Annotated in this window: 24 protein-coding genes; 13 read left to right on the top strand and 11 right to left on the bottom strand. The window is 63.8% G+C overall.

The genetic code is table 11. The annotated features are described in order from the left end of the window. Nucleotides 1–6 precede the first annotated feature (6 nt). The 3 genes from otsA to AC07PZ_RS14910 all read right to left on the bottom strand — a co-directional run bounded on the left by otsA (nt 7) and on the right by AC07PZ_RS14910 (nt 3503). Entirely contained in the window at nt 7–1395 is a 1389-nt protein-coding gene (gene otsA, locus AC07PZ_RS14920; protein ID WP_495295882.1) for an alpha,alpha-trehalose-phosphate synthase (UDP-forming), read from the bottom strand. Then, nucleotides 1392–2159: a trehalose-phosphatase gene (otsB, locus tag AC07PZ_RS14915; protein WP_495295881.1), complete on the bottom strand. Its 768-nt coding sequence runs from the start codon at nt 2157–2159 to the stop codon at nt 1392–1394. The genes otsA and otsB overlap by 4 nt, the downstream gene beginning before the upstream one ends. Before the next feature lie 69 nt (nt 2160–2228). Continuing rightward, nucleotides 2229–3503: a multifunctional CCA addition/repair protein gene (locus AC07PZ_RS14910; protein ID WP_495295880.1), complete on the bottom strand. Its 1275-nt coding sequence runs from the start codon at nt 3501–3503 to the stop codon at nt 2229–2231. 99 nt (nt 3504–3602) lie between these two features. Between AC07PZ_RS14910 and AC07PZ_RS14905 the strand changes: the two genes are divergently transcribed. Then, nucleotides 3603–4334: an OmpW/AlkL family protein gene (locus AC07PZ_RS14905; protein WP_495295879.1), complete on the top strand. Its 732-nt coding sequence runs from the start codon at nt 3603–3605 to the stop codon at nt 4332–4334. An 8-nt stretch (nt 4335–4342) separates the two neighbouring features. Here AC07PZ_RS14905 and AC07PZ_RS14900 read toward each other — a convergent pair whose 3' ends face one another. The 3 genes from AC07PZ_RS14900 to AC07PZ_RS14890 form a co-directional block, all read right to left on the bottom strand. After that, on the bottom strand, nt 4343–5038 hold the full coding sequence (locus AC07PZ_RS14900; RefSeq protein WP_495295878.1) for a glutathione S-transferase family protein: 696 nt from the start codon (nt 5036–5038) through the stop codon (nt 4343–4345). 109 nt (nt 5039–5147) lie between these two features. Continuing rightward, a complete protein-coding gene (locus tag AC07PZ_RS14895) occupies nt 5148–5663 on the bottom strand; it encodes an MgtC/SapB family protein (RefSeq protein WP_495295877.1) in 516 nt (171 codons plus the stop codon). Then, a complete protein-coding gene (locus AC07PZ_RS14890; protein ID WP_495295876.1) occupies nt 5663–7660 on the bottom strand; it encodes a lytic transglycosylase domain-containing protein in 1998 nt (665 codons plus the stop codon). The genes AC07PZ_RS14895 and AC07PZ_RS14890 overlap by 1 nt, the downstream gene beginning before the upstream one ends. Nucleotides 7661–7669: 9 nt before the next feature. On the opposite strand from AC07PZ_RS14890, the gene AC07PZ_RS14885 reads away from it, so the two are divergent. Continuing rightward, nucleotides 7670–8296 (top strand): 5-formyltetrahydrofolate cyclo-ligase, encoded by a 627-nt coding sequence (locus AC07PZ_RS14885; protein WP_495295875.1) that lies wholly within the window; start codon nt 7670–7672, stop codon nt 8294–8296. Between the two features lie 12 nt (nt 8297–8308). Here AC07PZ_RS14885 and AC07PZ_RS14880 read toward each other — a convergent pair whose 3' ends face one another. Further along, on the bottom strand, nt 8309–9292 hold the full coding sequence (locus tag AC07PZ_RS14880) for a LysR substrate-binding domain-containing protein (protein ID WP_495295874.1): 984 nt from the start codon (nt 9290–9292) through the stop codon (nt 8309–8311). A gap of 123 nt (nt 9293–9415) precedes the next feature. Between AC07PZ_RS14880 and AC07PZ_RS14875 the strand changes: the two genes are divergently transcribed. Further along, entirely contained in the window at nt 9416–9745 is a 330-nt protein-coding gene (locus tag AC07PZ_RS14875; protein WP_495295873.1) for a DUF2917 domain-containing protein, read from the top strand. A gap of 22 nt (nt 9746–9767) precedes the next feature. Here the strand turns inward: AC07PZ_RS14875 and AC07PZ_RS14870 are convergent, their stop codons facing one another. Beyond that, entirely contained in the window at nt 9768–10163 is a 396-nt protein-coding gene (locus tag AC07PZ_RS14870; RefSeq protein WP_495295872.1) for a BLUF domain-containing protein, read from the bottom strand. Nucleotides 10164–10251: 88 nt separating this feature from the next. Here AC07PZ_RS14870 and AC07PZ_RS14865 point away from each other — a divergent pair, with 88 nt between their 5' ends. Continuing rightward, nucleotides 10252–11022 carry a Crp/Fnr family transcriptional regulator gene (locus AC07PZ_RS14865; protein ID WP_495296124.1) on the top strand — a complete coding sequence of 257 codons (771 nt, stop codon included), beginning with the start codon at nt 10252–10254 and terminating at the stop codon, nt 11020–11022. Nucleotides 11023–11050: 28 nt separating this feature from the next. On the opposite strand, the gene AC07PZ_RS14860 is transcribed toward AC07PZ_RS14865, so the two are convergent. Beyond that, on the bottom strand, nt 11051–11935 hold the full coding sequence (locus AC07PZ_RS14860; protein ID WP_495295871.1) for a DUF6279 family lipoprotein: 885 nt from the start codon (nt 11933–11935) through the stop codon (nt 11051–11053). Here AC07PZ_RS14860 and glmU point away from each other — a divergent pair. Further along, the gene (glmU, locus tag AC07PZ_RS14855) at nt 11934–13352 is read left to right on the top strand and encodes a bifunctional UDP-N-acetylglucosamine diphosphorylase/glucosamine-1-phosphate N-acetyltransferase GlmU (RefSeq protein ID WP_495295870.1); all 1419 of its coding nucleotides are present in this window, start codon (nt 11934–11936) and stop codon (nt 13350–13352) included. The two genes, AC07PZ_RS14860 and glmU, sit on opposite strands and share 2 nt — an antisense overlap. A gap of 21 nt (nt 13353–13373) precedes the next feature. On the opposite strand, the gene AC07PZ_RS14850 is transcribed toward glmU, so the two are convergent. Continuing rightward, the gene (locus AC07PZ_RS14850) at nt 13374–13868 is read right to left on the bottom strand and encodes an Lrp/AsnC family transcriptional regulator (RefSeq protein WP_495295869.1); all 495 of its coding nucleotides are present in this window, start codon (nt 13866–13868) and stop codon (nt 13374–13376) included. Nucleotides 13869–13991: 123 nt separating this feature from the next. Between AC07PZ_RS14850 and glmS the strand changes: the two genes are divergently transcribed. Continuing rightward, complete coding sequence (gene glmS, locus AC07PZ_RS14845; RefSeq protein ID WP_495295868.1) at nt 13992–15893, top strand: glutamine--fructose-6-phosphate transaminase (isomerizing); 1902 nt, start codon at nt 13992–13994, stop codon at nt 15891–15893. 722 nt (nt 15894–16615) lie between these two features. Here glmS and AC07PZ_RS14840 read toward each other — a convergent pair. Beyond that, the gene (locus AC07PZ_RS14840) at nt 16616–16765 is read right to left on the bottom strand and encodes a hypothetical protein (RefSeq protein ID WP_158725109.1); all 150 of its coding nucleotides are present in this window, start codon (nt 16763–16765) and stop codon (nt 16616–16618) included. Between AC07PZ_RS14840 and AC07PZ_RS14835 the strand changes: the two genes are divergently transcribed. The 7 genes from AC07PZ_RS14835 (at nt 16749) to AC07PZ_RS14805 (ending at nt 25846) form a co-directional block, all read left to right on the top strand. After that, complete coding sequence (locus AC07PZ_RS14835; RefSeq protein WP_158725108.1) at nt 16749–17117, top strand: hypothetical protein; 369 nt, start codon at nt 16749–16751, stop codon at nt 17115–17117. The two genes, AC07PZ_RS14840 and AC07PZ_RS14835, sit on opposite strands and share 17 nt — an antisense overlap. Before the next feature lie 182 nt (nt 17118–17299). Then, nucleotides 17300–17701, top strand: coding sequence for a ParC-related protein (locus AC07PZ_RS14830; protein WP_158725107.1), 402 nt, complete (start codon nt 17300–17302; stop codon nt 17699–17701). Between the two features lie 17 nt (nt 17702–17718). Continuing rightward, the gene (locus AC07PZ_RS14825) at nt 17719–17868 is read left to right on the top strand and encodes a hypothetical protein (protein ID WP_158725106.1); all 150 of its coding nucleotides are present in this window, start codon (nt 17719–17721) and stop codon (nt 17866–17868) included. A gap of 4 nt (nt 17869–17872) precedes the next feature. Further along, entirely contained in the window at nt 17873–19951 is a 2079-nt protein-coding gene (locus AC07PZ_RS14820) for a RecQ family ATP-dependent DNA helicase (protein ID WP_495295867.1), read from the top strand. Beyond that, entirely contained in the window at nt 19948–21351 is a 1404-nt protein-coding gene (locus AC07PZ_RS14815) for a DNA-processing protein DprA (RefSeq protein WP_495295866.1), read from the top strand. The genes AC07PZ_RS14820 and AC07PZ_RS14815 overlap by 4 nt, the downstream gene beginning before the upstream one ends. Nucleotides 21352–21408: 57 nt before the next feature. After that, nucleotides 21409–24141: a type I restriction-modification system subunit M gene (locus AC07PZ_RS14810; RefSeq protein WP_495295865.1), complete on the top strand. Its 2733-nt coding sequence runs from the start codon at nt 21409–21411 to the stop codon at nt 24139–24141. 115 nt (nt 24142–24256) lie between these two features. Next, nucleotides 24257–25846 carry a restriction endonuclease subunit S gene (locus AC07PZ_RS14805; RefSeq protein ID WP_495295864.1) on the top strand — a complete coding sequence of 530 codons (1590 nt, stop codon included), beginning with the start codon at nt 24257–24259 and terminating at the stop codon, nt 25844–25846. The last annotated feature ends 12 nt before the right edge of the window (nt 25847–25858 follow it).

Genomic DNA, 25858 nt, shown 5'->3' with positions numbered 1-25858 from the left:
CCGGCGTCAGGCGCGTTCGCTCGGGACGCTCTTCAGCGTGTCGAGGAAGGTGTTGCGCCACCAGTGCACGTCCTGGTCGCGGATGCGTTGCAGCAGCCGCTGATGGCGCGAGCGCCGCTCGTCCAGCGGCATCTGCAGCGCCTGCTGGATGGTTTCGGCGGTGCCGTGCGTGTCGTACGGATTCACCAGCAGCGCTTCTTTCATCTGCTCGGCCGCACCGGCGAAACGCGACAGCACGAGCACGCCCGGATCGGCCGGGTCCTGCGCCGCCACATATTCCTTGGCGACCAGGTTCATGCCGTCGCGCAGCGGCGTGACCAGGCCGACCGCCGCCGCCCGGCACAGGCCCGGCACGCGTTTGCGCGCCACCATGCGATGGATGTAGCGCACCGGCATCCAGTCGAGTTCGCCGTAGTCGCCGTTGACTGCGCCGCACAGCGATTCGAGCTCGCGCCGGATGTCGCCGTAGGCATCGACCGTCTCACGGGTGGGCGACGCGATCTGGATCAGCGTTGCGCTGCGGCGGTTTTCCGGGTAGTTGGCGAGCAGTTCCCGGAAGGCGCGCACGCGGTGCGGGATGCCCTTGGAGTAGTCGAGCCGGTCGATGCCCAGCAGCAGGCGCCGCTGCGAATACTCGCGCTTCATCGTCGTGTACATGTCCTGCGCTTCCTTCGCATGCGTGAGCGCCGCGAATTCGTCGACATCGATGCCGATGGGGAAGGCGCTGGCGCGCACCGTGTTGTTCCAGGCGCGGAACATGTCGTCGCCCAGCGCCTGGCCGCGCGCCTCGTTCAGCACGTAGCGCTCGAAGTGCTGCACGTCCTGCTGCGCCTGGAAGCCGATCAGGTCGTAGGCGAACAGCGAGCGCATCAGCCATTCGTGCTGCGGTATCGCGGCCATGATGATCTGCGGCGGCAGCGGAATGTGCAGGAAGAAGCCGATGCGCTGCTTGCAGCCCATCGCGCGCAGCTCGGCGGCCAGCGGGATCAGGTGGTAGTCGTGCACCCAGATGATGTCGTCTTCTTTCAGCAGCGGCACCAGCTTGCGCGCGAACAGCTGATTGGCGCGCCGGTAGCCGGTGATGTATCCCGCATCGAAGTTGGCGAGATCGAGCCGGTCATGGAACACCGGCCACAGCACGTTGTTGCTGTAGCCGAGGTAGTAGCTGTCGTGGTCTTCGCGGCTCAGGTCAAGCGTGGCCAGCGTGACCTTGCCGGCCTGCTGCTGGTGCAGCTCGCCTTCGCCGGTCGGACCGTCTTCGACGACGGTGCCGCTCCAGCCGAACCAGAGGCCGCCGGTCTGCTGCAGCGATTCGCCCAGCGCGACCGCGAGGCCACCGGCTGCCGGCTTGCGCGGGTCGGCCACGCGGTTGGAGACGACGACGAGCCGGCTCATCGGGCCGCCTCCTGCGTGCCCGTCGATTGCGCCAGCAGGTTGCGCGCCTCCACCAGCCATTCGTAGATGGCGAGCGGCGAGTCGACGCGATGCTGCGCGAGCGTCGGACCTGTGCCGACCTTGATCGCCACGCCGCCGCGCGGCTGAACCACCGCGAAGCCGGTTTCGTCGGTCGTGTCGTCGCCCGCGAACACCGGTCTGCGGCCTGCGAACGGCGGCTCCTGCATGAAGGCATCGATCGCGACGCCCTTGTTCACGCCGGCCGGCTTGACTTCGAAGACGAACTTGCCGTGCAGCAATTCGAGCTGCGGCTGCCCTTCGATCACGCGGGCCATCACGTCGTGGCAGACCGTTTCGAGGTCCGGCGCGAGCCGGTAGTGCAGCGCGATGGCCGCGTGCTTGCGTTCGACCAGCAGCCCGGGGTGCACGCCCGCCAGCGCATTCGCGGCGTCCAGCACGGCCGTGAGTTCCGGTGGATGCTGTTCCTTCATGTGGCCGTCGGCATCGCGGCGCTGCACGCCGTGCTCGCCGGCGGCAGGCAGGCGCAGCGGGGCGAGAAAGCGATCCAGCATGTCGATCTGTCGACCCGACACGATGGCCAGCGCGCCGCCCAGCAGCGTCTGAAGATCCGTCAGCAGCGAGACCAGCGCGGGAGGAACTTCGATGGCCTCGGGCGTTTCCGCAAGCGCGACGAGTGTGCCGTCGAAGTCGAGAAAGAGGGCCGCGTCGGGCGTGAGCTGGGGTGGTGTCGGTAACGTCTGCATCTGGCTGAAACCATAGCAGCCCGATGTCGAGGGGCGCGTCGGTCAATGCCGCGCATTGGCGGGGGAATTTCAGTCGTTGGCAGCCATTGCCGGGACAGCGGCGGCGACGGCCGCCACACGTGCGCGGCCGATGGCCTCGCCGATCTTGGGCCCGGTGGCGCCGGCCAGGCGTGCCGCTTCGGCGACGCTGGCGGTGTCGACGGATTGCGCGGCCGACAGCACGGCGAGCAGTCGGCCGTGCTGCGGATACGGCCGCTCCTCGAAGCCGAGCCGGCCGCGCGCGTCGCACTCGCAGGCCTCCAGCACCTGGCCGAATCGCTCGGGTTTGCGGAAGGCGTCGCAGCGCTCGAGCAGGCGCACCAGCGCGGCTGCATTCAGCTCACCGCTGCGATGGATGTTGCCGTGCTCGCGGGCGACCACGTCGGCCAGCTCGCGCAGCTCCACCGGCACCCGCCAGCGCTCGCACAGGCCGCGCAGCAGCTTGGCGCTGCGCTGTTCGTGGCCGATGTGGCGTGGCAGCACGTCGGCGGGTGTCGTGCCCTTGCCGAGGTCGTGCACCAGGCAGGCGAAGCGCACCGGCAGCGTCGTGCGCAGCCGGGCCGCCATGTCGAGCACCATCATCAGGTGAACGCCGGTGTCGACCTCCGGATGGTGCGTCGCCGTTTGCGGCACGCCCCAGAGCCGGTCGACCTCCGGCAGCAGCACGCGCAAAGCACCGCAACTGCGCAACACCTCGAACATGCGTGACGGCGCGTCTTCCATCAGGCCGCGTGCGAGTTCCTGCCAGACGCGCTCGGGCACCAGCGCGTCGGCCTCGCCGGCCTCGACCATCTCGCGCATCAGCGACATGGTTTCCGGCGCGACCTCGAAATCGGCGAAGCGGGCGGCGAAGCGGGCAACGCGCAGGATGCGCACCGGGTCTTCGCGGAAGGCATCGGTCACGTGGCGCAGCCGCCTGCCGCGCAGATCGTCCTGGCCATGGAACGGATCGGCCAAGGTGGTCGGATCGAGCGCTGCCAGGCCGGCGTCGGCCAGCTCGGCGGGCAGGGCGATGGCATTGATGGTCAGGTCGCGCCGCGCGAGATCCTGTTCCAGGGTGACCTCGGGCGAGGCGTGGATCGTGAAGCCGCGGTAGCCGGGCGCGCTCTTGCGCTCGGTGCGCGCCAGCGCGTACTCCTCGCGCGTACGGGGGTGAAGGAACACGGGGAAGTCGCGGCCGACCGGCAGATAGCCTTGCGCTGCCATCGCTTCGGGTGTCGCGCCGACGACCAGCCAGTCGCGATCGCTGCCGGGCTGGCCGAGCAGTGCATCGCGTATCGCACCACCGACAAGATAGGTTTTCATGGTGATCGATACTAGCGACGCTTGAAAAAGCACGATCGTTCGTAAATCGGCGGCGCCGGGCATCCACGGTGGCACGCCAGTTTCAATTCAGGAGACCCGATGAAACATCTCAAAACAACAGCACTCGCAATCGGTGCAGCCGCCGCGCTCGGCTCGGCCGGCGCCTTCGCACAGCAGGCCGGCGACTGGCAGGTCGGTGCCGGCTGGCTGCATTTCTCGCCGCAGGATTCGAGCCAGCCGTTGACCTTCACGTCGCCTGTGAATCGCCAGGTGCCTGGGTCGGGCGCCACGGTCGGCAATTCGGACACGCTCGGTCTCAACCTCACCTACTTCGTCGACAGCCACTGGGCGGTCGAGGGCGTGCTCGGCATCCCGCCCAAGTTCAAGCTCAGCGGCACCGGCACGCTGGGCGGCATCGGCGAACTGGGCGAGGCGCGGCAATGGAGCCCCACGGTGCTTGCCAAGTATTACTTCAATGAAGGCCAGGCGCAGTTCCGGCCCTTCGTCGGGCTGGGTGCGACCTATGTGTTCTATCGCAGCGTGAGCCTCACGCCGGGTCTTCAGGGCGGGATCTCGAGCCAGATCGGCGTGCCGCCGGCGTTGAGCTCGACCACCGCCAAGCTCGACAGCTCCTTTGCGCCCGTCTTCAACGTCGGTGCCGCCTACCAGTTCGATCCGCACTGGGGCGTGTCGTTCTCGGTGTCGTACATCCCGCTGAAGACGACCGCCAAGCTGACGACCTCGGTGGCCGGCAACACGGTGGCGACCAGCGAGGCTCGGCTGAAGATCGACCCGATCGTTCCGTACCTCGCCGTGACCTACAAGTTCTAAGGCGGCGTTCAGCGCGCGAGCCGGTAGGGTTCCTCGAAGGCGAGGAAGTCCTGCTCGGCGAGCGCGCCATCGATCCAGGCCTTGACGCCCGGCAAGGCCTCGACCCGTGCCATGTACGCGGCGACGTCCGCCGGCACGGGCAGCGCGTAGCGCGTGAGGCGCATCACGACCGGCGCGAAGTAGGCGTCGGCGATGCTGAAGCGGCCGAACAGCATGCCGTCCGCATGGCTGCCGGCGTGGGCCGCCAGCAGCTCGCTCCACATCGACACGATGCGCGCCACGTCGCTGCGCACGCCGGCCTGGTCGCGCCAGATCAGCGCGCCTTGCTGCGAGAGGTCGGCCTCGATGTTCATGCCGCAGAGGTTGCGCAGCGAACGGAAGCCAGCGTGCATCTCGGCGCAGATGCTGCGCGCGCGGGCACGTTGCGCGACATCGACGGGCCAGAGCTTTGCATCGGGGCAGCTTTCCGCGAGGTATTCGGCGATGGCCAGCGTGTCCCACACCACGAGATCGCCGTCTACCAGCACGGGCACGGTGCCGGATGGATTCAGCGCATCGACCGTGCGCCGGAATTCGGAGCCTGCGTCGAAGGAATCGAAGCGCACCGGCACCTCCTCGAAGGCGATGCCGGCCTGCTTCAGGAGCACCCAGGGTCGCATCGACCAGGACGAGTAGTTCTTGTTGCCGATGTAGAGCTTGCGCATGAGTTTCTCCGTGTGCGGTGCGACGTGCAGCCGGAATCCTAGCGCGGCGTGTTCCTTCGTTTGATGCTCTTTGGGTGCGCGATTGATGCGCCCTGGCCCGGTGTCCGGCTCAGCGCGGAGGCCGGCGCGCGCTGCCGACCTTGTCCACCATGTCGGCGATGTGCGGCACCAGCGCCAGCACGGCGAGCGCGAGCAGCGTGCTGAGCAGCGCCGTGGTCTCGCGGCCCAGTCCGCAAGCCATGCCGATGGCGGCCGTCATCCAGAGGCCGGCCGCGGTGGTCAGCCCCTGCACCTGCTGCTCCTGGTCGTCCTTGCCTTGCTTGAGGATCGTGCCGGCGCACAGAAAGCCGACGCCGGCCACCAGGCCCTGGATCACCCGGCTCATGTCGGCGGGCACGATGCCGGTCTGCTGCGGAATCAGCACGAACAGCGCCGAGCCGATCGCCACCAGCATGTGGGTGCGCATTCCCGCGGCCTTGCCCTGGCGTTCGCGCTCGAAGCCCAGCACGAAACCGAGCGCGCCGGCGAGCGTGAGCCGCAGCACGATGCGGGTCAGCTGGGCGACGTCGCCGACGTCCGCGAATTCGGACGCTACCGTGTCGGCGACCGTCTCCCACCATCGCATCAGGGCAGGTCCTTGTTGGGTTCTGGTTCGGCTGCATCGCGTGGGCCGACCCGGCCGAGGCGGCTCTTGAGCGACTGCGGCTGCCCGCTGATCAGCGCGGCGTAGTTGGTGGTGTTGGCCAGCACCTTCTTCACGTAGTCGCGCGTTTCGGTGAAGGGCACGTTCTCGGCCCAGATCGCCGCGTCGAGCACCGGCCCGTTGCGCCAGCTGCGCGGCCGGCCCGGGCCGGCGTTGTAGGCGGCGGCAGCCAGCGCCATGGAACCGTCGAAGTCGTCGAGCGCGAGCTTCAGGTAGTTGGTGCCGATCGTGATGTTGGTCTCGCGCTCGTTGAGCTGGCCGGCGGTGAAGTCGCTCATGCCGATCTTCTTGGCGGTCCAGCGCGCCGTGGCGGGCATCACCTGCATCAGGCCGGAGGCGCCGACGCCGGAGCGCGCATCCATCACGAAGCGGCTCTCCTGGCGGATCAGGCCGTACACGTAGGCCGGGTCGAGGCCGATGTCCTGGCTCTTGCGCAGCACGGTGTCATGGAAGGGCATCGGGAAGCGCTGGTCGATGTCGATCGCGCCCTTGGTCCGTTCGCTGGTGTTGATGCAGCGGTCCCAGACCTCGCGGCTGCAGGCCAGATCGGCGGCGGCCAGGAGTTCGCGGTCGCCCATGCCGCCCTTGTCGTGCAGGTTGGTCGCGTAGTTCCATTCGCGCACGCCTTCCGGGCGCAGGCCGATCGCGATCGCGTAGAGCCCGCGCATGAGCGACGGGTTGTTGCGTGCGGCCGCCTTTTCCTCGGGCGTGAGCGGCGTCGGCCGGGTCGGCACCACCACGCGCTGGCCGAGGTCTTCCAGGGCCAGGATCTCGTAGAAGCCCCGCATGCCGGCGATGGTCTCGAGCAGCACCTGCGCCTGGGCGCGGCGCTGGTCGCCGCCCTGCGCCAGCAGCGCGCGGGCCCGCCAGTAGACCCAGGTCGGATCCTGCTGCGCATCGGTGCTCATGCTCGCGATGGCGGTCTGGACGTCCTTCCAGAGACCGGCGCGCAATGCAGCGCGGACCTTCCAGCCCAGCATGTCGTCGGACAGGTCGCTGTTCCTGGTGACGTTGGCGAAATAGCTGTTGGCGGTGAGCGAGAGTTTGGTGGCGGCCTGCCGGCCGATCGCACCCCAGAGCCAGTTCTTTTCTTCGGCGGTGAGCATCGAGCCCCACTTGCCGTCGAGCTGCGATGCGGCCATCTCGGGGTCGGAGATGGTGATCTTGATCAGCGCGAGCAGCACCATCTCCTTGCGTGCCTTCGAGGCTGCGACCACCGCACCGCGCAGGAACTTGGGGGCACTGGCGTTGAGCTGGTCGAACATCGGCAGCGCATCGGGCGCGACGATGGTGACCGCGCCGCGCGCGGCCTGCGGACGATTGGCCTCGATGGCCAGGCGCGCCTTCTTCCAGACGTCTTCAGGTGCGATCAGGCGCGAGGCATAGAGGCGGTCCACGGCGGTCAGGCAGCCGTCGTCGGCGTCACGCTGGCGCAGCCAGTCGTCGCGCACCTCGTCGGCCTGTGCCTTGGTGGCGACGCCGCTGCGCAGCGCGTCGACCAGGATCGCGTAGCAACGTACCTGCGGGTCGTCGCCCATGCGGTAGCCCGCATGCATGGTGCTGAAGCCGTCCCAGTCGCGGCGCTGGCCGAGCAGCAGCAGCCAGTCGTTGCGCAAGCGATCTTCCTGGTAGGTGCCGGCGTAGCGCGCGAGAAAGTCCTGCACCTCGATCGGATTGGCTTCCTGCAGGCGGGCCTTGAGCTCCCAGTAGGCGGCCCAGGGTTCGAGGGCATGGCCGCGGGCTTGCGGAAGCAGGGCGCTCAGGCGAGCCTTGTCGCCGCGCTGGAAGGCCTGCTTCATCTGCAGAAGCACGTCGTCGTTCGGGGTCTGGGCGCACGCGGGTTGCACCAGGACGGCCAGGGCCAGCGCAAGCGCGCCCAGTATGGATCGCCGGGGTGCCAAAATGGCTGAAAACTGCATCGGGTGATTATGGACAAGCCACACGAAGGAAGCGCGCAAGGCCGGGGCGAAACCACGGCATTTATCAAGGCCCAGCTGCGCGCGGCGTTGATCGAACAGCGCCTGGGAATGACCGATCGGCAACGCCGGGTCGATCTGCTGCAGCGTGTGCTGCGCATCTGGCTGGTGGGCCGGCCGGACACCGTGATCGGCGCCTACTGGCCGATCAAGGGCGAATTCGATCCGCTGCCGGCGCTGCATCGCTGGAAGGAAGACGGCGAGCTGCTCGACGAACCGCACCGCCGCCGGATCGGGCTGCCGGTGGTGAACCGCGAGCACAAGACGCTGACGTTCCACTCGTGGTACCCGGGTTGCCCGATGGAGAACGATGCCTACGACATTCCCAAGCCGAAGGACACCGAACTGATCGTGCCGACGCTGCTCTTCGTGCCCTGCCTGGGCTACAGCGCTGGCGGTTATCGGCTGGGCTACGGCGGCGGCTTCTACGACCGCACGCTGGCGTCGCTGCAGCCGCGCCCGTTCACCGTCGGGCTGGGCTTCACGGACGGCTTCCTGGAAAACCTCGACCCCGAGGCGCACGACGTTCCGCTCGACGCCATCCTGAACGACAACGGCGTCGTTTGGCCGGTGGGTTGACGCTGTCGGCCTTCAGCTGAAGTCGTCGATGGTGTCCGGGTCGGGCACTTCGCCGATCGTTTCACGGGTGGTGGCGGCCTGCGCCTGCAGCCATTCGCAAAAAGCCTTGATCTCCGGACGCAGGGCGCTGCGCGGGCCGATGATCAGCCAATAGGCCATCGGCGAGTCCATGCGGTGCTGCGGCAGGATCTCGATCAGGTCGCCATTGGCCAGGCTCTCCGCGATCAGCGAGCTGCGCGCCAGAACGACACCCTGGCCGGTGAGCGCGGCCTGCACCATCTGGTAGGCGTAGTTGAAGTAAAGCCAGCGCCGCGGCTGCGCGTGGCTCATGCCCTGGTCCTCGAACCAGCGCCGCCAGGTCAGCCATTCGAGGTGCGACCGATGCGCATCGCCGGCCTCGATCAGCGTGAAGGACGCGACGTCCGCGGGGCCGCCGATCGGCTTGCTGCTCTTGAGAAGCCACGGGCTTGCGACCGGCGTGAGCGTTTCGCCGAACAGCCGCAGCGCGCCGCCCGGCATCGTTTCGCGCGGGCCATAACGCAGCGCCACGTCGACGTCGGCCACGTCCATGTCGAGCGCGACGTCGCTGGCGTCGATGCGGATGTCGATCTCCGGGTTGTCACGCTGAAAGGCCTCGAGCCGCGGGATCAGCCACATCGATGCGAACGACGCAAAGGTGGTCAGCGACACGCTCTTGCGTCCCGCGCTCTGCCGGATCTGCCGCACGGCGCCGTCGATGCGCGGCAGCGACTGCTGCACCGCCAGCAGCAATTGCGCGCCCGCGCTCGTCAGCTCGACCGCCCGCGTGTGCCGGAGGAACAGCGCGACCCCGACCTCCTCCTCGAGCGACTGGATCTGCCGGCTCACGGCGGATTGCGTGAGCGCCATCTCTTCGGCCGCCGCGCGAAAGTTGAGGTGCCGCGCCACCGCCTCGAAGGCGCGCAGATGGCCCGCAGAGATCGGCCGCGACCGCAGATGGGTTTGGGAGTGCTGCATGGATTGATGCGAAAACGGAATCAGTAGGCTACCTCCTTTTCATTGGACTGCCAACGGCCTCGGGAAGATCATTCATTCCCGAATCGCGCTGTTGCGCTTCGGTAGAACCTTGGAGTTACCGTCATGTCCGCTGCATCTTCCTCGCTCTCGTCCCTGTCGTTGCCGACGCGCGCCACCGCCGTTCCGCCGGCGGTGCGCCGCGGTGCGTGGCAGCTGGAGGCCGGTCAGGCCATGACGCTGAAAGCCGGCAGCGCGAGTATTTTGCGGATTCGCCAAGGCCGGGTCTGGGTCACGCGCGATGCCACCGATCAGTGGGGCAGCGAGGATCTCGTCCTCGCGCCCGGCGATTCGCTGCGGGTCGCGTCCGGGCAGCGGCTCGTGATGGAGCCATGGGACAGCTTCGGCGCCACCTACAGCTGGGACGCCGAGTCGGCCACGGTCGACGCTGCCTGAGCCGGACAGGCCTGGCCCGGCGTCAGCCGTTGACGTCGAAGCCCGGCCGCAACATCAGGAAGTGATCGAGCGCAGCGCGCCCTTCCAGGGCGAAGACATCGGCGAGATCGTCGCCATCCTCGCCTTGCGTCAGGCCGAGGTCGAAGCGTGCGTAGCGCCGACGCTCGATCGGCCCGCGATGCAGGACGCGGACGTCCATGTGACGCGGGTCGCGCGCCATGGTGGCCATCAGCGCCAGAACGTCCGGTTCCTTTCCCTCGAAGTGCTGGCAAAACCGCATGCCGTCGAAGACCAGCAGTCCGGTAATGCCGCGCGCCTCGTTGCGATGGCGGGCCTGGGAGACGATCTGGCCGACGATGTTGGGCGGTTGTGCGGGTGACAGCAGGCTGCCGTAGAGGATTTCGTGAAGTTCTGTCATGTCGCCAGCGGATGCGTGCGAAAGTTTAGGCAGCCTTCCTGCATCGAGCTATGTGAAAAGACACTCGGCGCTCACCTATAGTGGGAAGGTGAAACCTGAGGACTACCCCGCTCCCGTGTTCCCCCCTCGCGGGCCCAATCCATGCGAAGTCTGCGCACTGCGCAGCAACCCCGCTTTCACGCATGTGACGCCTGCGGATCTCGGGACCATCGAGTCTTTTCGCAGCGGCGTCTGTTCGGTCGATGCCGGCCAGCCGATCATCCAGGAGCACCGGCTCAGTCCGCGGCTTTTTACGCTCTATTCCGGCTGGGCCTTCCGCTACAAGACGTTGAGCGACGGGCGCCGCCAGATCCTCAATTTCCTGTTGCCGGGTGACTTCATCGGTCTTCAGGAAGAGTTTGCCGACGGCCAGTCCCACGGCGTGGAGGCCGTGACCGGCGCCACGCTTTGCGTGTTCGCGCGCGACCGGCTCTGGGATCTGTTCCAGTCGGCGCCGAAGCTCGGCTACGACATCACGTGGCTTGCGGCACGCGAGGAGAAGATGGTCGACGACAACCTGGTGACTGCGGGTCGCCGCAATGCCGGCGAGCGTGTTGCCATGCTGCTGATGCATCTCTACCGGCGAGCCGAGCGCGTGGGCATGGTGCGCGACGGTTGGGTCGAATTTCCGTTCAATCAACAGCACATCGCCGATGCGCTGGGTCTTTCGTTGGTCCATACCAACAAGACGCTGCGCCGGCTTCAGCGCCTCGGCCTGCACAAGCTCGACAACGGCTGGCTTCGCATCCTCGATCCGACGGCGCTCGAGGCCCTGGGCGACTATTTCGAGCGGCCACTGCGGGCCGTGCCGCTGATCTGACGACCGACGCCGGCTCGTGCCGAGGCGTTCATGGTGCAGCGGCCAGGTCGCGCAAATCCTGTTCGTAGGCGCGCAGGCGTTGCACGGCGCGGTCGCGTTGTTCCGGCCGCGTCGTGTTGTGGAGCGCGGCGACATTGCTGCAGCCTTCCTGCAGCAGGGCTTGCTGGTAATCGCGCCACGTGCCGGCCGGCGGGTCGGCGATGCGCTGGGCATAGGCGTCGATGGCGGCGCGGACCTCGTTCGCCGTCGCCGCACTGTTGCTGAAGCCTCGCAGCAGCACGAGCGATTCCTGCTGGCGCTGGCGGCGTTCGGCATCGACACGCCGCGGATCGAAGATCGAGCGGTCCGTGAGTTGTCGCATCAGGCGGCGCTGCCCGGCATCGAGCGTGCCGTAGAAGTCTTCGTTGCGCTCGAGGAATTCGTCGTATCGCTTTTGATGCTGTCTCGTCGGACTGCGCTCCAGCCAGTCGCTGGTGTAGTCCGCATTGTTCTTCGCGTACTTGCGTTCGAGCTGCTGCAGTTGCGCATCGCCCAGGTTCAGAGCCAGCTCCGCGCCGGGCTGGGAGGCCTGCAGGGCGACCGCCAGGAGGCGCATGCGCACATCCTCGGTGAATGCGCAGACCTGTGCCGGCGTGACGTCGTTCGGCGCCATCTGCTCGGCTTTCTGGACCAGCGCGATCAGCTTGGGCAGCTCATTCTTGCGATGCCAGGCGAGCAACTGCGCCAGTTGCTCCTTGACCCGGGGCGACTGGGCGCCGTTGAAGTCCAGGTAGCCGTCCAGCCACCAATACGTGAACTCGGGCAGATTGTTGTAGGCGAGTTTGATGGCGCTGCAGCTGTACAGCGCGGCACCCAGGAGCAGCGCCCCGATAATCTTTGCCAGCTTGGCGCAATGCATGGAAGGCAGTGGCATGAATCAGATTCCGCAGGACGAACAGGGACCGATCGACGTGGTCATCATGGCAGCGGGCAAAGGCACGCGCATGAAAAGTACTTTGCCCAAGGTGTTGCATCGCCTGGGTGGGCGCGCGTTGCTTTCGCATGTCGTCCAGACGGCCGCGCAGATCGGTGCGCGCGACGTGGTGGTCGTGACCGGGCACGGCGCCGAGGAGGTCGAAGCGGCCATGGGTCGGGACGCCCGCATGCCTGCGTTGCAGTTCGTTCGTCAGATGCCGCAACTCGGCACCGGCCATGCGGTGCAGCAGGCCATGCCAGTCCTGCGCGACGATGCCACGGTGCTGGTGCTGTCGGGCGACGTTCCGCTGATCGGCCCCGACACCCTGCGCGCGCTGCTGGCGGCCAGCGGCGGCCGCAAGCTCGCATTGCTGACCATCGCGTTCGACGATCCCACAGGTTATGGCCGCGTGGTGCGTGCCGCCGACGGGCGCGGCGATGTGCAGGCGATCGTCGAGCAGAAGGATGCCGATGCAGCCCAGCGTGCGATCCGCGAGATCTACAGCGGCGTGATGGCCGTGCCCGCGGCGCTGCTCAAGGGCTGGCTTGCACGGTTGGACAACGACAACGCCCAGGGCGAGTACTACCTGACCGGCATCGTCGCCATGGCGGTGGCCGATGGCGTGCCCGTGGTGGCGCACGTCACGACCGACGCGCTTCAGGTTGCCGGCATCAACAATCCGGCGCAACTCGCGGGCCTCGAGCGTGCCTTGCAGCGGCGGCAGGCCGATCGCCTGATGGAGGACGGTGTGCGCCTGGCCGATCCGGCGCGCTTCGATCTGCGCGGCACGCTGGATTGCGGCATGGATGTCGAGATCGACGTGAATTGCGTGTTCGAAGGTGCGGTCTCGCTGGGCGACGGCGTGCGCATCGGCGCGAACTGCGTGATCGCCAATGCGCGCATCGATGCCGGCGCCGTGCTGCAGCCCTTCACGCACATCGACGGCGAAAAGATCGGTGTGACGATCGGCGCGGGCGCGCTGATCGGGCCGTTCGCGCGACTGCGCCCGGGTGCGCAACTCGGGCCGGAAGTGCACATCGGCAACTTCGTCGAGGTCAAGAACTCGACATTGGCCCGTGGCGCCAAGGCGAACCACCTGGCTTATCTGGGCGATGCCACGGTGGGAGAACGCGTCAACTATGGCGCGGGCAGCATCACGGCCAACTACGACGGCGCGAACAAGCATCACACCGTGATCGGCGACGACGTCCATGTCGGCAGCAACTGCGTGCTGGTGGCGCCGCTCACGCTGGGTGCGGGCGGCACGATCGGTGGCGGCTCGACGATCGCCAAGAGCACGGAGCCGGGTGCGCTGACCGTTTCGCGCGCGCGCCAGGTCAGTTTTGCCAATTGGCAGCGCCCGAAGAAGAAGTGACCCGCCGCGCAGCGGCGTGTTTCAGATGGGAACGCGCGGGGCGAACTTCGCGCGCTTCACGCTGAAGAAGGCCTTCACGTTCCGCACGTTGGCATCGGTGTTGAACAGCCGTTGCGCCAGCGCCAGGTAGCCAGGCATGTCGCGCACGGCGACGACCAGGACGAAGTCCGGCCCGGGCGACACGCGATAGCACTGCTGCACCTCGGCATCGGGTGCCACGCGGTCTTCGAAGGCTTGCATGGCCTGGTCGTCCTGGCGATCCAGCGAAACCTCGACGATCGCCTCCAGTCCATGGCCCTGGAGTACGGCCATGCGTGCCGGGGAGAGCAGCGCGATCTGCCGTTCGATCAAGCCGAGCGCGCGCAGCCGCTGGACGCGCCGCAGGCAGGTCGGCGGCGAGATGCCCAGGATGGCTGCCAATTGCTGGTTCGTCTCCGAGGCATCGCTCTGGATGTGATCGAGAAGCTTCAGGTCGATGGCGTCGAGAGATTTTTCTGAAAGTAATTTCTCATTCATGAAATTTAATTTCAAATTCCATATTAAATGGAATAATAGTTCACATTCAATGTTTATGTGGAAATTAATTTCTAATTAGAGGCGCTAGCATGAAGCCGTTCCCAACGACTCGAGGCAATCATCATGTGTGGCATCGTCGGCTCCGCTTCCTATCGCGACATCGTTCCTGTGCTCGTCCAGGGTCTTCAGCGGCTCGAGTACCGCGGATATGACTCCTGCGGCGTTGCCGTCCATGCAGATGGATTGACGCGTGCACGCACGACCTCGCGCGTGGCGGACCTGCTCACACAGGTTCACGAGGATCGTGTTCAGGGGCTCACGGGCATCGCCCATACGCGCTGGGCGACGCATGGCGCGCCGGCCGTGCACAACGCGCATCCGCATTTCAGCCATGGCGCCGGGGTCGGTGCGGACAGCAGCCGCGCGCCGCGCGTTGCACTGGTCCACAACGGCATCATCGAGAACCACGAAGCCTTGCGCGCCATGCTGCAGGCCAAGGGTTATGTGTTCGCGAGCCAGACCGACACCGAGGTCATCGCCCACCTGATCGACAGCGTCTACGACGGCGACCTGTTCGAGGCGGTCAAGGCGGCAGTGCTGCAACTGCACGGTGCCTACGCGATCGCTGCGATCTGCCGCGACGAACCTCACCGTGTCGTCGGTGCGCGCGCGGGCTCGCCGCTGATCCTCGGCGTGGGCAAGGACGGCCGGGAGAACTTCCTGGCCAGCGATGCCATGGCACTTGCGGGCGTGACCGACCAGATCGTCTACCTCGACGAAGGCGACGTGGTGGATCTGCAGCCCGGCAAGTACTGGATCGTCGACCGCAACCACAAACCGGTCACGCCTGCCCAGCGCCCCGTGCGGACCGTGCACGCGCACAGCGGTGCAGCCGAACTTGGCCCGTACCGGCACTACATGCAGAAGGAGATCTTCGAGCAGCCACGCGCCATCGCCGACACCCTCGAAGGCGTGGAGGGCATCGTGCCCGAACTGTTCGACGGCGTCGGGCAGGATGGTGAAGGCACACGCCGCCCCGGAGCCAGCGCGCATCGTGTTTTCAAAGAGATCGACAAGGTGCTGATCCTTGCGTGCGGTACCAGCTACTACAGCGGGTGCACGGCCAAATACTGGCTCGAAAGCATCGCGAAGATTCCCACCCAGGTCGAGATCGCGAGCGAATACCGCTACCGCGATTCCGTGCCCGATCCCCGGACGCTGGTCGTCACCATCACGCAGTCGGGCGAAACGGCGGACACGCTCGCGGCGCTCAAGCATGCACGCGGGCTGGGCATGGAGCACACGCTGACCATCTGCAACGTCGCCACCAGTGCCATGGTGCGGGAGTGCAAGCTCGCTTACATCACGCGTGCGGGTGTCGAGATCGGGGTGGCGTCGACCAAGGCGTTCACGACACAGTTGGCCGGCCTCTTCCTGCTGACGCTTGCATTGGCGCAGGCCAAGGGCCGGCTGAGCGACGCGGACGAAGCCCGTTACCTGAAGGAGATGCGGCATCTGCCGGTCGCCTTGCAATCGGTGCTGGCGCTGGAACCGCAGCTGATCAGCTGGGCCGAAGACTTCGCGCGCAAGGAAAACGCGTTGTTCCTGGGGCGCGGGCTGCATTACCCGATTGCCCTGGAGGGCGCGCTGAAGCTCAAGGAAGTGACCTACATCCATGCCGAGGCGTATGCCGCGGGCGAGCTCAAACACGGGCCGCTCGCGCTCGTCACCAGTGAAATGCCGGTGGTGGCCGTTGCCCCCAATGACGCCTTGCTCGAAAAGCTGAAAAGCAACTTGCAGGAAGTGCGCGCGCGCGGCGGTGTGCTCTATGTACTGGCGGATGGTGATACCCGCCTGCAAAACAGCGAAGGGATCCATGTGATCCGCATGCCCGAAAACTACGGCGCACTATCGCCACTGCTGCACGTGGTACCGCTGCAACTGCTTGCCTACCACACGGCATGCGCGCGCGGCACGGACGTCGACAAGCCGCGCAATCTGGCGAAGAGCGTGACGGTGGAGTGATGCCGCCAGGCTCCCACGCGTCGTGATCGGGGGGAATAAGGTCCGTCGAGCAGAAATAAACTCCGTCGCGAATTCCCCTGGCGTCGCTTACTTGTAACTCCGGAATTTGAGGACTTGGCGGCACGACGCTCTTACAGGGCGCATCCTCGCGGGGTTCGAGATGCCCACGCCTTGAGAAAACCAAGACGCTCACTCTCACTCAAAATGCTCGCAAATGGGGAGCTCGACCGCATGGACTGCCCCCTCTCTGTGTCCGACGTCGCGACAGCGAGGGCCTCGTCGAGGCCTTGCTCGAATACAGCAAGCCAAGCTGTTGCGTACAGATCGGGACTACCGCAGTGCCGATCTGCCAGGCGTTCGAGGTTGTTCCGCGCCTTCAAGAACAGCGACGGGTCCGAGCGCATTTTCTGCGCGACCAGCTTGTGTAGCGCCAAACTCTTCAGGTCGAGATCGCGGGGCGAAAACATGGTTTCAAAAACCTCAAGCTCTCACAAGGCACCGCGCTTTGCGGTGAATTGCGGCGAAGTCCCGCAATTGCGGCTGATGTAAGTTGTTGATTTCACTACCTGCTGCTCCGGGCCTGCGCATCTCGCTTCTCACGGATGCGTGCCAGTGCCTCCATCGCTGACGCAAGTGTCGACGGCCTTGCACCGCCTTCAAGCATCAAACGCATGTGCAACTTCGTGTTGAGCAGAGGGCTCTGCCCGCGGCCACTTGATAGCTCAGATTGAGCTGCTTGCCCTGGGAATTTCTTGTCCGGCTTCATAGGAAGAAAATAGCACGTCTCCTGCCTTGATGTGCGGGTAGGCATTGACCATCGGTGTCGCACTTCCGATGGCGAGGAGGGTTGCGGCAATGTTGGGCTGGTTCATTGTTATTTCGATCGCTGGCGGTGACGAGCCAATGAAGGTTGGCGACGTACGGACGCTTGCGACCTGGCGCAGCAGCATTGGTGGTGTGGATTGGATTGATCGTCTGGTCGAGCGCAGACTAGCGAAATTCGAGTCGGGCAACGGCTACCCGACTCGATTCAGCACGATCGCGGCAGCGGCGCTCCCGCTCATCGCCAATGGCAAGCCCCCAGCGCACAGTGACTTCCCCGTCCACGGTGACGACTACTTCATGCCTGCCGGTTGGATTGGCGACTTCACGGCTTACGTCGAACGCATTGCCTCTTGCAAGCCGACGGATTCCCTTGTGATCGAAGTCTGGGACCTGTCGTAAGCCTCCTCGCACCGGACCACGAGCAAGAACCGGGTTTTTCCCCCGATCGATGAGTCAGCGCTACCTTCCGCGCCCGCCCCCAGTAGCGCCAAGCCGAACGCACGGCCTGCGGCACTATCGCGTTTTCGGTGAATCACTTCATATAAAATGATGACCTATCCTGTGGGTACAGGGGTCAAAATATGTGGCTCGCCTTCCAGGTTGAGGAATTCATGGAAAAGCCTACAAGCGAATCTCACGATCAAGCAATAGCGCTTTTGCAAGAAGCGCCACTGCGCGAGCTGATTGCAGCCCGCGTGATCTCGCACGTGATCGCTCTTGGTCAAACAGGTGGATTCGTTCTGGAAGTTCACTTTGGAGAGCGGAAGGCGGTACTCGCAAGCTCTCGTGGTGGAGCGAGAACTTTCGCATCCCTCTCGACAGTTGCGGTGCTGATGCAGCGCCTTGGGCATCCGCGCTTCGAGGTCGATGTCAGCAATTACTTGCCAGGCCGACTGCGCGCAGCGCAACCCGAACGATCCGCCTTAATGAAGGCTGGAAAGCTGCCTAAGGCTGCGCGGAAGTCCTCGAAGCCTGCGAAATGAATAAGGGACCAAACTGAATGGCACTAGAGATCACAGCACCGAATGCGTTTGACGAGGTCTTGGATCTCGTCGGCTTTCTTGCCCAGTCATCAATTGACGAACAAGAAGCTGACGCGGTCACGCGATTGAAAACGCCGACCCAGGAAATCGTCGATATAGGAGCGTGATGACATGACGTACAACCCACAACGCGCGCTGGACTTGCTCCGGATCGGCTCGGGACGCGCCGACGCCAATTTCCGTGAAGACCAAGAAGATGCGATTCGCCACATCGTCGATGGCCGTGGCCGCCTGCTGGTCGTTCAGAAGACCGGATGGGGAAAGAGCTTCGTCTACTTCATCGCGACGAAGCTTCTGCGCGACGACGGCAACGGTCCGGCCCTACTGATCTCCCCGCTGCTGGCGCTTATGCGGAATCAGATCGCCGCAGCAGAGCGCATGGGCGTTCGCGCTGCCACGATCAACTCCGACAACGTCGACGACTGGACCCAAGTCGAGGCCAAGCTGGCTCGTGGGGAAATCGACATTCTCTTGATCTCGCCCGAGCGCCTGGCGAACGAGCGCTTCCGCACGCAGGTTCTGGCTGGCATCGCTGCACAGATTTCGATGCTGGTCATCGACGAGGCACATTGCATCTCCGACTGGGGCCACGACTTCCGCCCTCACTATCGCCTGTTGGAGCGGATCGTCAAAACGCTGCCGCCCAACCTGCGACTGCTCGCCACCACGGCAACAGCGAACAACCGCGTGATGGAGGACCTTGCTGCCGTGCTCGGTCCCAAGCTGGACGTCTCGCGAGGCGACTTGAATCGGACCTCGCTTTCCCTGCAAACCATCCGCTTGCCTAGCCAGGCCGAGCGCCTCGCCTGGCTGGCGGAGCAACTGGCCACACTGCAGGGCCACGGGATCATCTACACGCTGACGGTGCGCGACGCCAACCAAGTCGCTGACTGGCTCAAGACCCGGGGTTTCAATGTCGAGGCCTACACGGGCGAAACGGGCGACCGTCGAGAGGCGCTGGAACAGGCGCTGCTCAACAACGAAGTCAAAGCTCTGGTCGCAACGACGGCGCTGGGCATGGGCTACGACAAGCCCGACCTCGCGTTTGTCATCCACTACCAGATGCCTGGTTCCGTCGTTGCGTACTACCAGCAGGTGGGCCGTGCCGGGCGCGCGCTGGACTCCGCCTACGGCGTGCTGCTCAGCGGCCAAGAAGAGTCAGACATCACCGACTGGTTCATCCGAAGCGCGTTCCCGACCCGGCAGGAAGTCGCCGACGTCTTGGGCGCACTTGAGGAAGAAGAGAACGGCCTGTCCGTCCCCGAGCTGCTGAGTCGCGTCAACCTGAGCAAGGGGCGCGTCGACAAGACGATCGCGCTGCTCTCCCTGGAAGCACCAGCGCCCATCGCCAAACAAGGTACCAAGTGGCAGCTCACGGCAGCCACGCTGAGCGAGGGGTTCTGGGCGCGCGCCGAGCGACTGACGGCCTTGCGACGTGACGAACATCAGCAGATGCAGGACTACGTTAGTCTGCCCTTCGGTGAACACATGGGTTTCTTGATCGGCGCGCTCGACGGTGATCCAAGTGTTGTCACCCAGCCCGCGCTTCCCCCGCTGCCCACTGGAGTGAATGAGGCGCTGGTTCGCGACGCCATTGCGTTTCTTCGGCGCACCAGCCTGCCCATCGAACCCCGCAAGAAGTGGCCTGATGGGGGGATGCCCCAGTACGGCGTCAAGGGATTTATTGCCCTCGGCCACCAAGCACAGCCCGGCAAGGCTCTGTGCGTATGGGGTGACGCCGGCTGGGGCGGACTGGTCCGGCAAGGCAAGTATCACGACGGTAAGTTCGCCGACGACCTAGTTGGCGCCTGCGTGAAGATGATTCACGAGTGGGACCCTCAGCCCAGACCGACATGGATGACGTGTGTTCCATCGCTACGTCATCCTGATCTCGTTCCGAATTTTGCGAAGCGCTTGGCTGCGGCGCTGGGTCTGCCGTTTCATATGGTCATTGCGAAAACAGACGACAGGCCCGAACAGAAGACGATGGCAAACAGTACACAGCAGGCGCGCAACATCGACGGCTCGCTGGCACTCAACGGTCAGCCGATCCCGCAGGGGCCGGTGATCTTGGTCGATGACATGGTTGACTCACGCTGGACGTTGACCGTAGCCGCGTGGCTGCTTCGCCAGAGCGGAAGTGGTGAGGTCTGGCCGATGGCACTCTCTCAGACGGGGCATGACGAATGACTGCCACCCTGTCCCCCAACACCCAGGCGATCCTGCTGTTGACGGCGCCGCTGATCGCTGGACGCGGCACGTCGTCATCGGAGCTCTTGTCGCTCGGTGAATACAAGCGCCTTGCCCGCCATCTGCGGGAAATTCAACGCCAACCTGCGGATCTCGTGTCGCCAGACGCGGCCGATCTACTGCGTGCCTGCCAGCCAGTGATTGATGAAGCCCGTCTGCAGCGTTTGCTGGGGCGAGGCTTCCTCCTCAGCCAAGTCATTGAACGCTGGCAAGCGCGCGCGATCTGGGTGGTCAGCCGCGCTGATGCCGAGTACCCCCGCCGCTTGAAGGCGCGCCTGCGCGAAGATGCCCCGGCAGTGATCTACGGCTGCGGCGACATGAGTCTGCTGGAGTCAGGTGGTCTCGCCGTGGTCGGGTCTCGTCACGTGGACGATTCGCTGATCGACTACACGATGGCCGTGGGCCGATTGGCTGCGCGAGCCGGAAGAACGCTCGTGTCCGGCGGCGCCAAGGGTATCGACCAAGCTGCCATGCGCGGTGCGCTCGAAGCGGGCGGCAAGGTCAGTGGCGTCCTCGCGGACAGCCTGGAAAAAACGACCATGAACCGCGAGCACCGCAACCTGCTGCTCGATGGCCAACTGGTGCTGCTTTCTCCCTACGACCCAAGCGCGGGGTTCAACGTCGGCAATGCGATGCAGCGTAACAAGCTGATCTACGCTCTGGCCGATGCATCCCTGGTTGTCAGCTCCGATCTGAACAAGGGCGGCACCTGGACTGGTGCTGTCGAGCAGTTGGACAAGCTCAAGTTCGTGCCCGTGTACGTTCGATCGACGAGCGGGTCGTCTCCCGGACTCGACGCCCTGCGCAGCAAGGGGGCGCTCCCCTGGCCGAACCCGCAAGACGCCGACGCCTTTGAGGGCGCGTTCGATGTCGCCACGCCGATACCGCCGGCGCCGCCGCAGTCAGGCCTAGCGCTGTTTCCCAGTGATGGACCGTCCGAGGTCGCGCCCACGCTGTCGGCAGTTCCTGAGGCACCACCGGCGAATGAGTCGCCGAATGAGCCAGCGCCGCCACCGGTTTCCGCACCCAGCGAAGCGCCTGTTGATCCAACGCCAGATGCCGCTCCTTCAGTCGCGCAAGTAGTTGAGGCCAAACCTGAAGCAGACGACTCATTGCCGACGACAACATCAACACCCGCCGACACGCTGTTTGCCGCTGTCCGGGAAGTCATCCAGTTGCTGCTGAAGGCCCCAATGAAGGACGCCGAGGTTGCCGCTGCTCTGGACGTTTCCAACGCGCAAGCCAAGGCGTGGCTGCAGCGCCTTGTCGACGAAGGCGCGATCGAAAAACAGAAGAAGCCTGCGGGCTACATCGTCAAGCAGTCCAGCCTCTTCGGGTAGGCGACGACTGCAAGCCCCAGCAACGATTGATTGAACGAACAAGACCGGATTTCCTGAATGCCTTTAACCCTCCCACAGCTGGAACGCCACCTCTTCAAAGCCGCCGACATCCTGCGCGGCAAGATGGACGCCTCCGAGTTCAAGGAATACATCTTCGGAATGCTGTTCCTCAAACGCTGCTCCGACGTGTTCGACCAGCACCGCGAGAAGATCCTCAAGGAGGAACTGGCGGCGGGCTTGAGCGAGGCGGAAGCCATCGAGAGCGCCAACCAGAAAGATTGGTACATGGAGGAGGGCTCCTTCTGGGTGCCACCCCAGTCGCGATACGGGTACCTGCTCAACGAGGCCCACCAGAACGTCGGCGACTTCCTGAACAAGGCGCTCGCCGGCCTGGAGACTGGCAACACTAGCCTGTATGACGTTTTGGAGCATATCAACTTCACCAAGAAAGTCGGCCAGAGCAAGATTCCTGACGTCAAACTGCGTCGGCTGATTAACCATTTCAGCTTGCATCGCCTTCGCAATGAGGATTTTGAGTTTCCCGATCTACTCGGTGCTGCCTACGAGTACCTGATCGGAAATTTCGCCGATTCCGCTGGGAAGAAGGGCGGGGAGTTCTACACACCACGCTCGGTGGTGCGGATGATGGTTCGTTTGATCAAGCCGGAACTGCAGCATCACATCTATGACCCCTGCTGTGGGTCGGGCGGCATGCTGATCTCCGCCAAGGAATACATCGATGAGCTTGGGCAAGAGGGACGCAAAGCCAACCTCTATGGTCAGGAAGACAGCGGCACGGTGTGGTCCATCGCAAAGATGAACATGCTTCTACACGGGATCAGCACGGCAGATTTGCACAACGACGACACCTTGGAGAATCCACAGCATGTCAAGGGTGGAGAACTTCGAAGGTTCGACCGCATCCTTGCCAATCCGCCCTTCTCGCAAGTGTGGGGTTCAAAGGACAAAGACGCCGATGAAAAAACGGCCTGGGAGCCGAAGTTCCGAGCTGAGCGTTTCACCTATGGCGAGGTACCGCAGGGGGCCAAGAAGGCCGACATGATGTTCCTGCAGCACATGGTCGCGGTGCTGGCCGATGGCGGGCAGATTGCTACGGTCATGCCGCACGGGGTGCTGTTCCGGGGCGGAGAGGAGCGAACCATCCGCGCCGGCATGATCGAAGACGACCTGCTGGAAGCCGTTATCGGCGTAGCGCCAAACCTCTTCTATGGCACGAACATCCCAGCATGCATCCTAGTGCTGCGACAGCGGGTGCAGAACGGTGCTGAACAGGTCAGCGGCAAGCCGAAGGAGCGCCAAGGCAAGGTGCTGTTCATCAACGCCGACCGCGAATACTTCGAGGGGCGGGCGCAGAACTTTCTGATGCCCGAGCATATCGAGAAGATCGTCACCACCTTTGATGCCTACAAGGAGGAGCCAGGCTTCTCGGCCATCGTAGACAACACCACGCTCAAGGCCAACGGCTACAACCTCAACATTCGCCGTTATGCCGACAACGCCCCGCCGCCTGAGCCGCATGACGTGCGCGCCCATTTGGTAGGTGGAGTCCCCAAGGCCGAAGTGGCGAACCCGCAGAAGAAGGCGCTGTTAGACGCGCACGGCTTGAACCCGATGGACATCTTCGTCGAGCGGGACGGCACCTACTACGACTTCAAGCCCGCCTTCACCGCAAAGACCGAACTCAAACCTGCAATCGAATCCAATGTCGGGCTACAGGCCAAGGAAGCAGCGATCTACGCCGCCTTCGAAGCCTGGTGGACAGCTCACAGTCAGCGCATTGCCGATTTGGCGGGGGCACAAAGCTTTGTGGCCCTGCGAAACGAGTTGCTGGCCAGCTTCAGCGGCTCATTGGAACAGATCGGGTTGCTCGACCCCTTCCAGGTGCGCGGCATTGTGGCCGGTTTCTGGAACCAGACCAAGTACGACTTCCTCACCCTGATGGCGCGCGGCTCGCACGGCGTAGTCGATGCTTGGCGCACCAGTATCGTCACCGCGCTGGAAGACAAGGCCAAGAAGGAAAGCCCGCTCGAACACAAGCTGGTCAAGTTCCTGATGGGAAATTTCGTCGATGAGATAGAGGAACTGGAAGCCAAGAAGGTCGAGCTCGAGGCCCAGATCAAGGCCAGTGACACGAGCGACGACGAAGGCGAAGAAGCCGCCGAGGCCGATGACGACGATGCTGTAGATGAGGCCCAGCTCAAGACCAAGAAGAAGGACCTGGAGGCCAAGATCAAAGAGATCGCTCGGATTGTGAAGGCGATCGAGAAAGACAGAAAGGCTAGCGCCAGCGCACTGAAAAAGCTCGACAAGCCTAAGACTCAACAAACAAATGCTGCCGAGATCGCCGCCCTGGACGGCGAAGTTGCTGCGCACGACGCAGAACTGCTCGTCCAGGCTCAGAAACAGCAAGCCATCGAGACAACTCTGCAGCCCATCCTGGACCAGCTCGCCGTCTTCGATGAACTGCGCGACGCTCTCAAGGACGTGAAGAAGCAGCTGGCCGACCGTAAGAAGGTCTTCGCCGATCAGCTCAACTTGGCCGTGGACGGCCTGGAGACCGAGGACGCCGCCAAGTTGCTGCTGACCATCCTGCATGACGACATGAAACGGATCGTGGAGCGCTACGTCACAGGCCAGCGTCAACTCATCGTGGCGGCTTTCGAGAACTGGTGGAGCAAGTACAAGGTGACGCTGACCGAGATCGAGCGTGATCGTGACCTAGCGGCCAAGCACCTGCAGGACTTCTTGAAAGGGTTGCGTTATGTCTGAATGGACTAGCGCTCAACTCAGTAGATGTGTTCAATCGCTCGACGCCGGCGTAAGTGTCAACGCTGAGGACAGGCCGCATCGCGCCGGTGAACTTGGTGTTCTAAAGACCAGTGCCTTGAGCGGATGTGTGTTCCGTCCTGAGCAGAACAAGGCGGTCGTTCAAGCAGAGCGTCGGCTGGTAGCCGAGCCGGTGCTGGCGAATTCCATTTTGGTTAGTCGCATGAACACTCCCGCGTTGGTCGGAGAGTCTTGTTATGTGGAAGACGTTCACGAGACGCTCTTTTTGCCAGACCGGATTTGGCAGTTGAAGTTAAGAGCTGAAGTGCCAACGAATGTTCGCTGGCTGTCATATGTGCTTCAGTCGCATGAGTACCGGCACTTTGTAGAAATTCACGCCACGGGTACAAGCGCCAGCATGAAGAATCTGCCAAAGTCGGCACTTCTTTCATTGCCTGTGCGTTATCCAGAAGAGCCAGAGCAAGCGCAGATCGCTGCAGTGTTGGCGACTATTGAGTCGACAATTCAGTATTCCGAGGCGATCGTCAAGAAACTGAAGCAGGTCAAACGGGGCTTGCTTCATGACCTGCTAACGCGCGGTTTGGATGCCGAAGGCGTCCTTCGCCCAAGCTACGAGCAGGCACCACATCTCTATCAGGAGTCCAGGATTGGCTGGATCCCGAAGGACTGGACTCTACGGGCTGTCGCCTCGCTTGGCGAAATCAAATCAGGAAGTACGCCCTCACGCGGAAAGGCTGATCGCTATTTCCACTTAGACGGAACGCCTTGGGTGAAGACGCTTGATCTGAACGAAGACGTCATACGCCAGACAGACGAGTGCATCACGGTCGCGGCACTCCGCGAGAGCTCCTGCCCGGTTCTGCCAGCGGACTCAGTCTTGATCGCAATGTACGGTGGGTGGGAACAGATTGGGCGAACGGGAATGCTGGGCGCTCCTGCAGCGACAAACCAGGCAATCAGCGCCGTAGTGATCAACGACCCTGACGTTGTGCCCGAGTACGTGTTACGTGCGCTTCAGCACGGAAGACCGAGGTGGAAGCGAGTTGCAGCCAGTACACGGAAGGATCCGAACATCACAAAAGTGGATGTCGAAACGTTTGAACTCCCGATGCCGTCGACAAAAGATGAGCAGATCGCAATCGTCGCTCGCTTCCGCGCGCTGTTGACCAGGCTTACGGTCGAACAGCAGGAGCTTCACAAGCGCCAGCAAGAAAAGGCCGGGGCCATGGACGACCTCCTCACTGGTCGGGTCCGGGTGACGAATCTGGCAATGACCTCAGCTTCAGCATCAAGTAATGATGCAGATTCAATCCTTTCACAGCTCTGCTTTCATGCTTATGACGCCGAGAATTTGGCGAAAGAAGAGTATCGAAGAGAGTTGTTGGGGGATCAGTTCCTGCCTGAACTTCTTGTCATGCGAGAAGACAAAGTTCGCGTAGAAATTCGAAAAGAAAATGTAAGTCACAACACTGCCCACTTACATATCACGCACTCTGACAAGATTGACGTTTCCCTCAGTTTGCTGGACTTTTCCATTTTGGCTGGCGAAATTGATCGAAAGACTCTGAAGTATTTCTTGAAGAAGCTGCGGCCGCTTAGGGAAAAACTGTTAGCCATCTGGAATGAATTGAATGAAAAAGAGAATTCCATAGGCGCTGAACGGTTGATAAAAAATCTAAACCTATAAAGAGGGTTCGTA

The organism is Variovorax sp. GW821-FHT10B04 (genome assembly GCF_059415645.1).
Note: the sequence above shows the minus strand (reverse complement) of the source record. Positions and strands in the feature narration are given on the sequence as shown.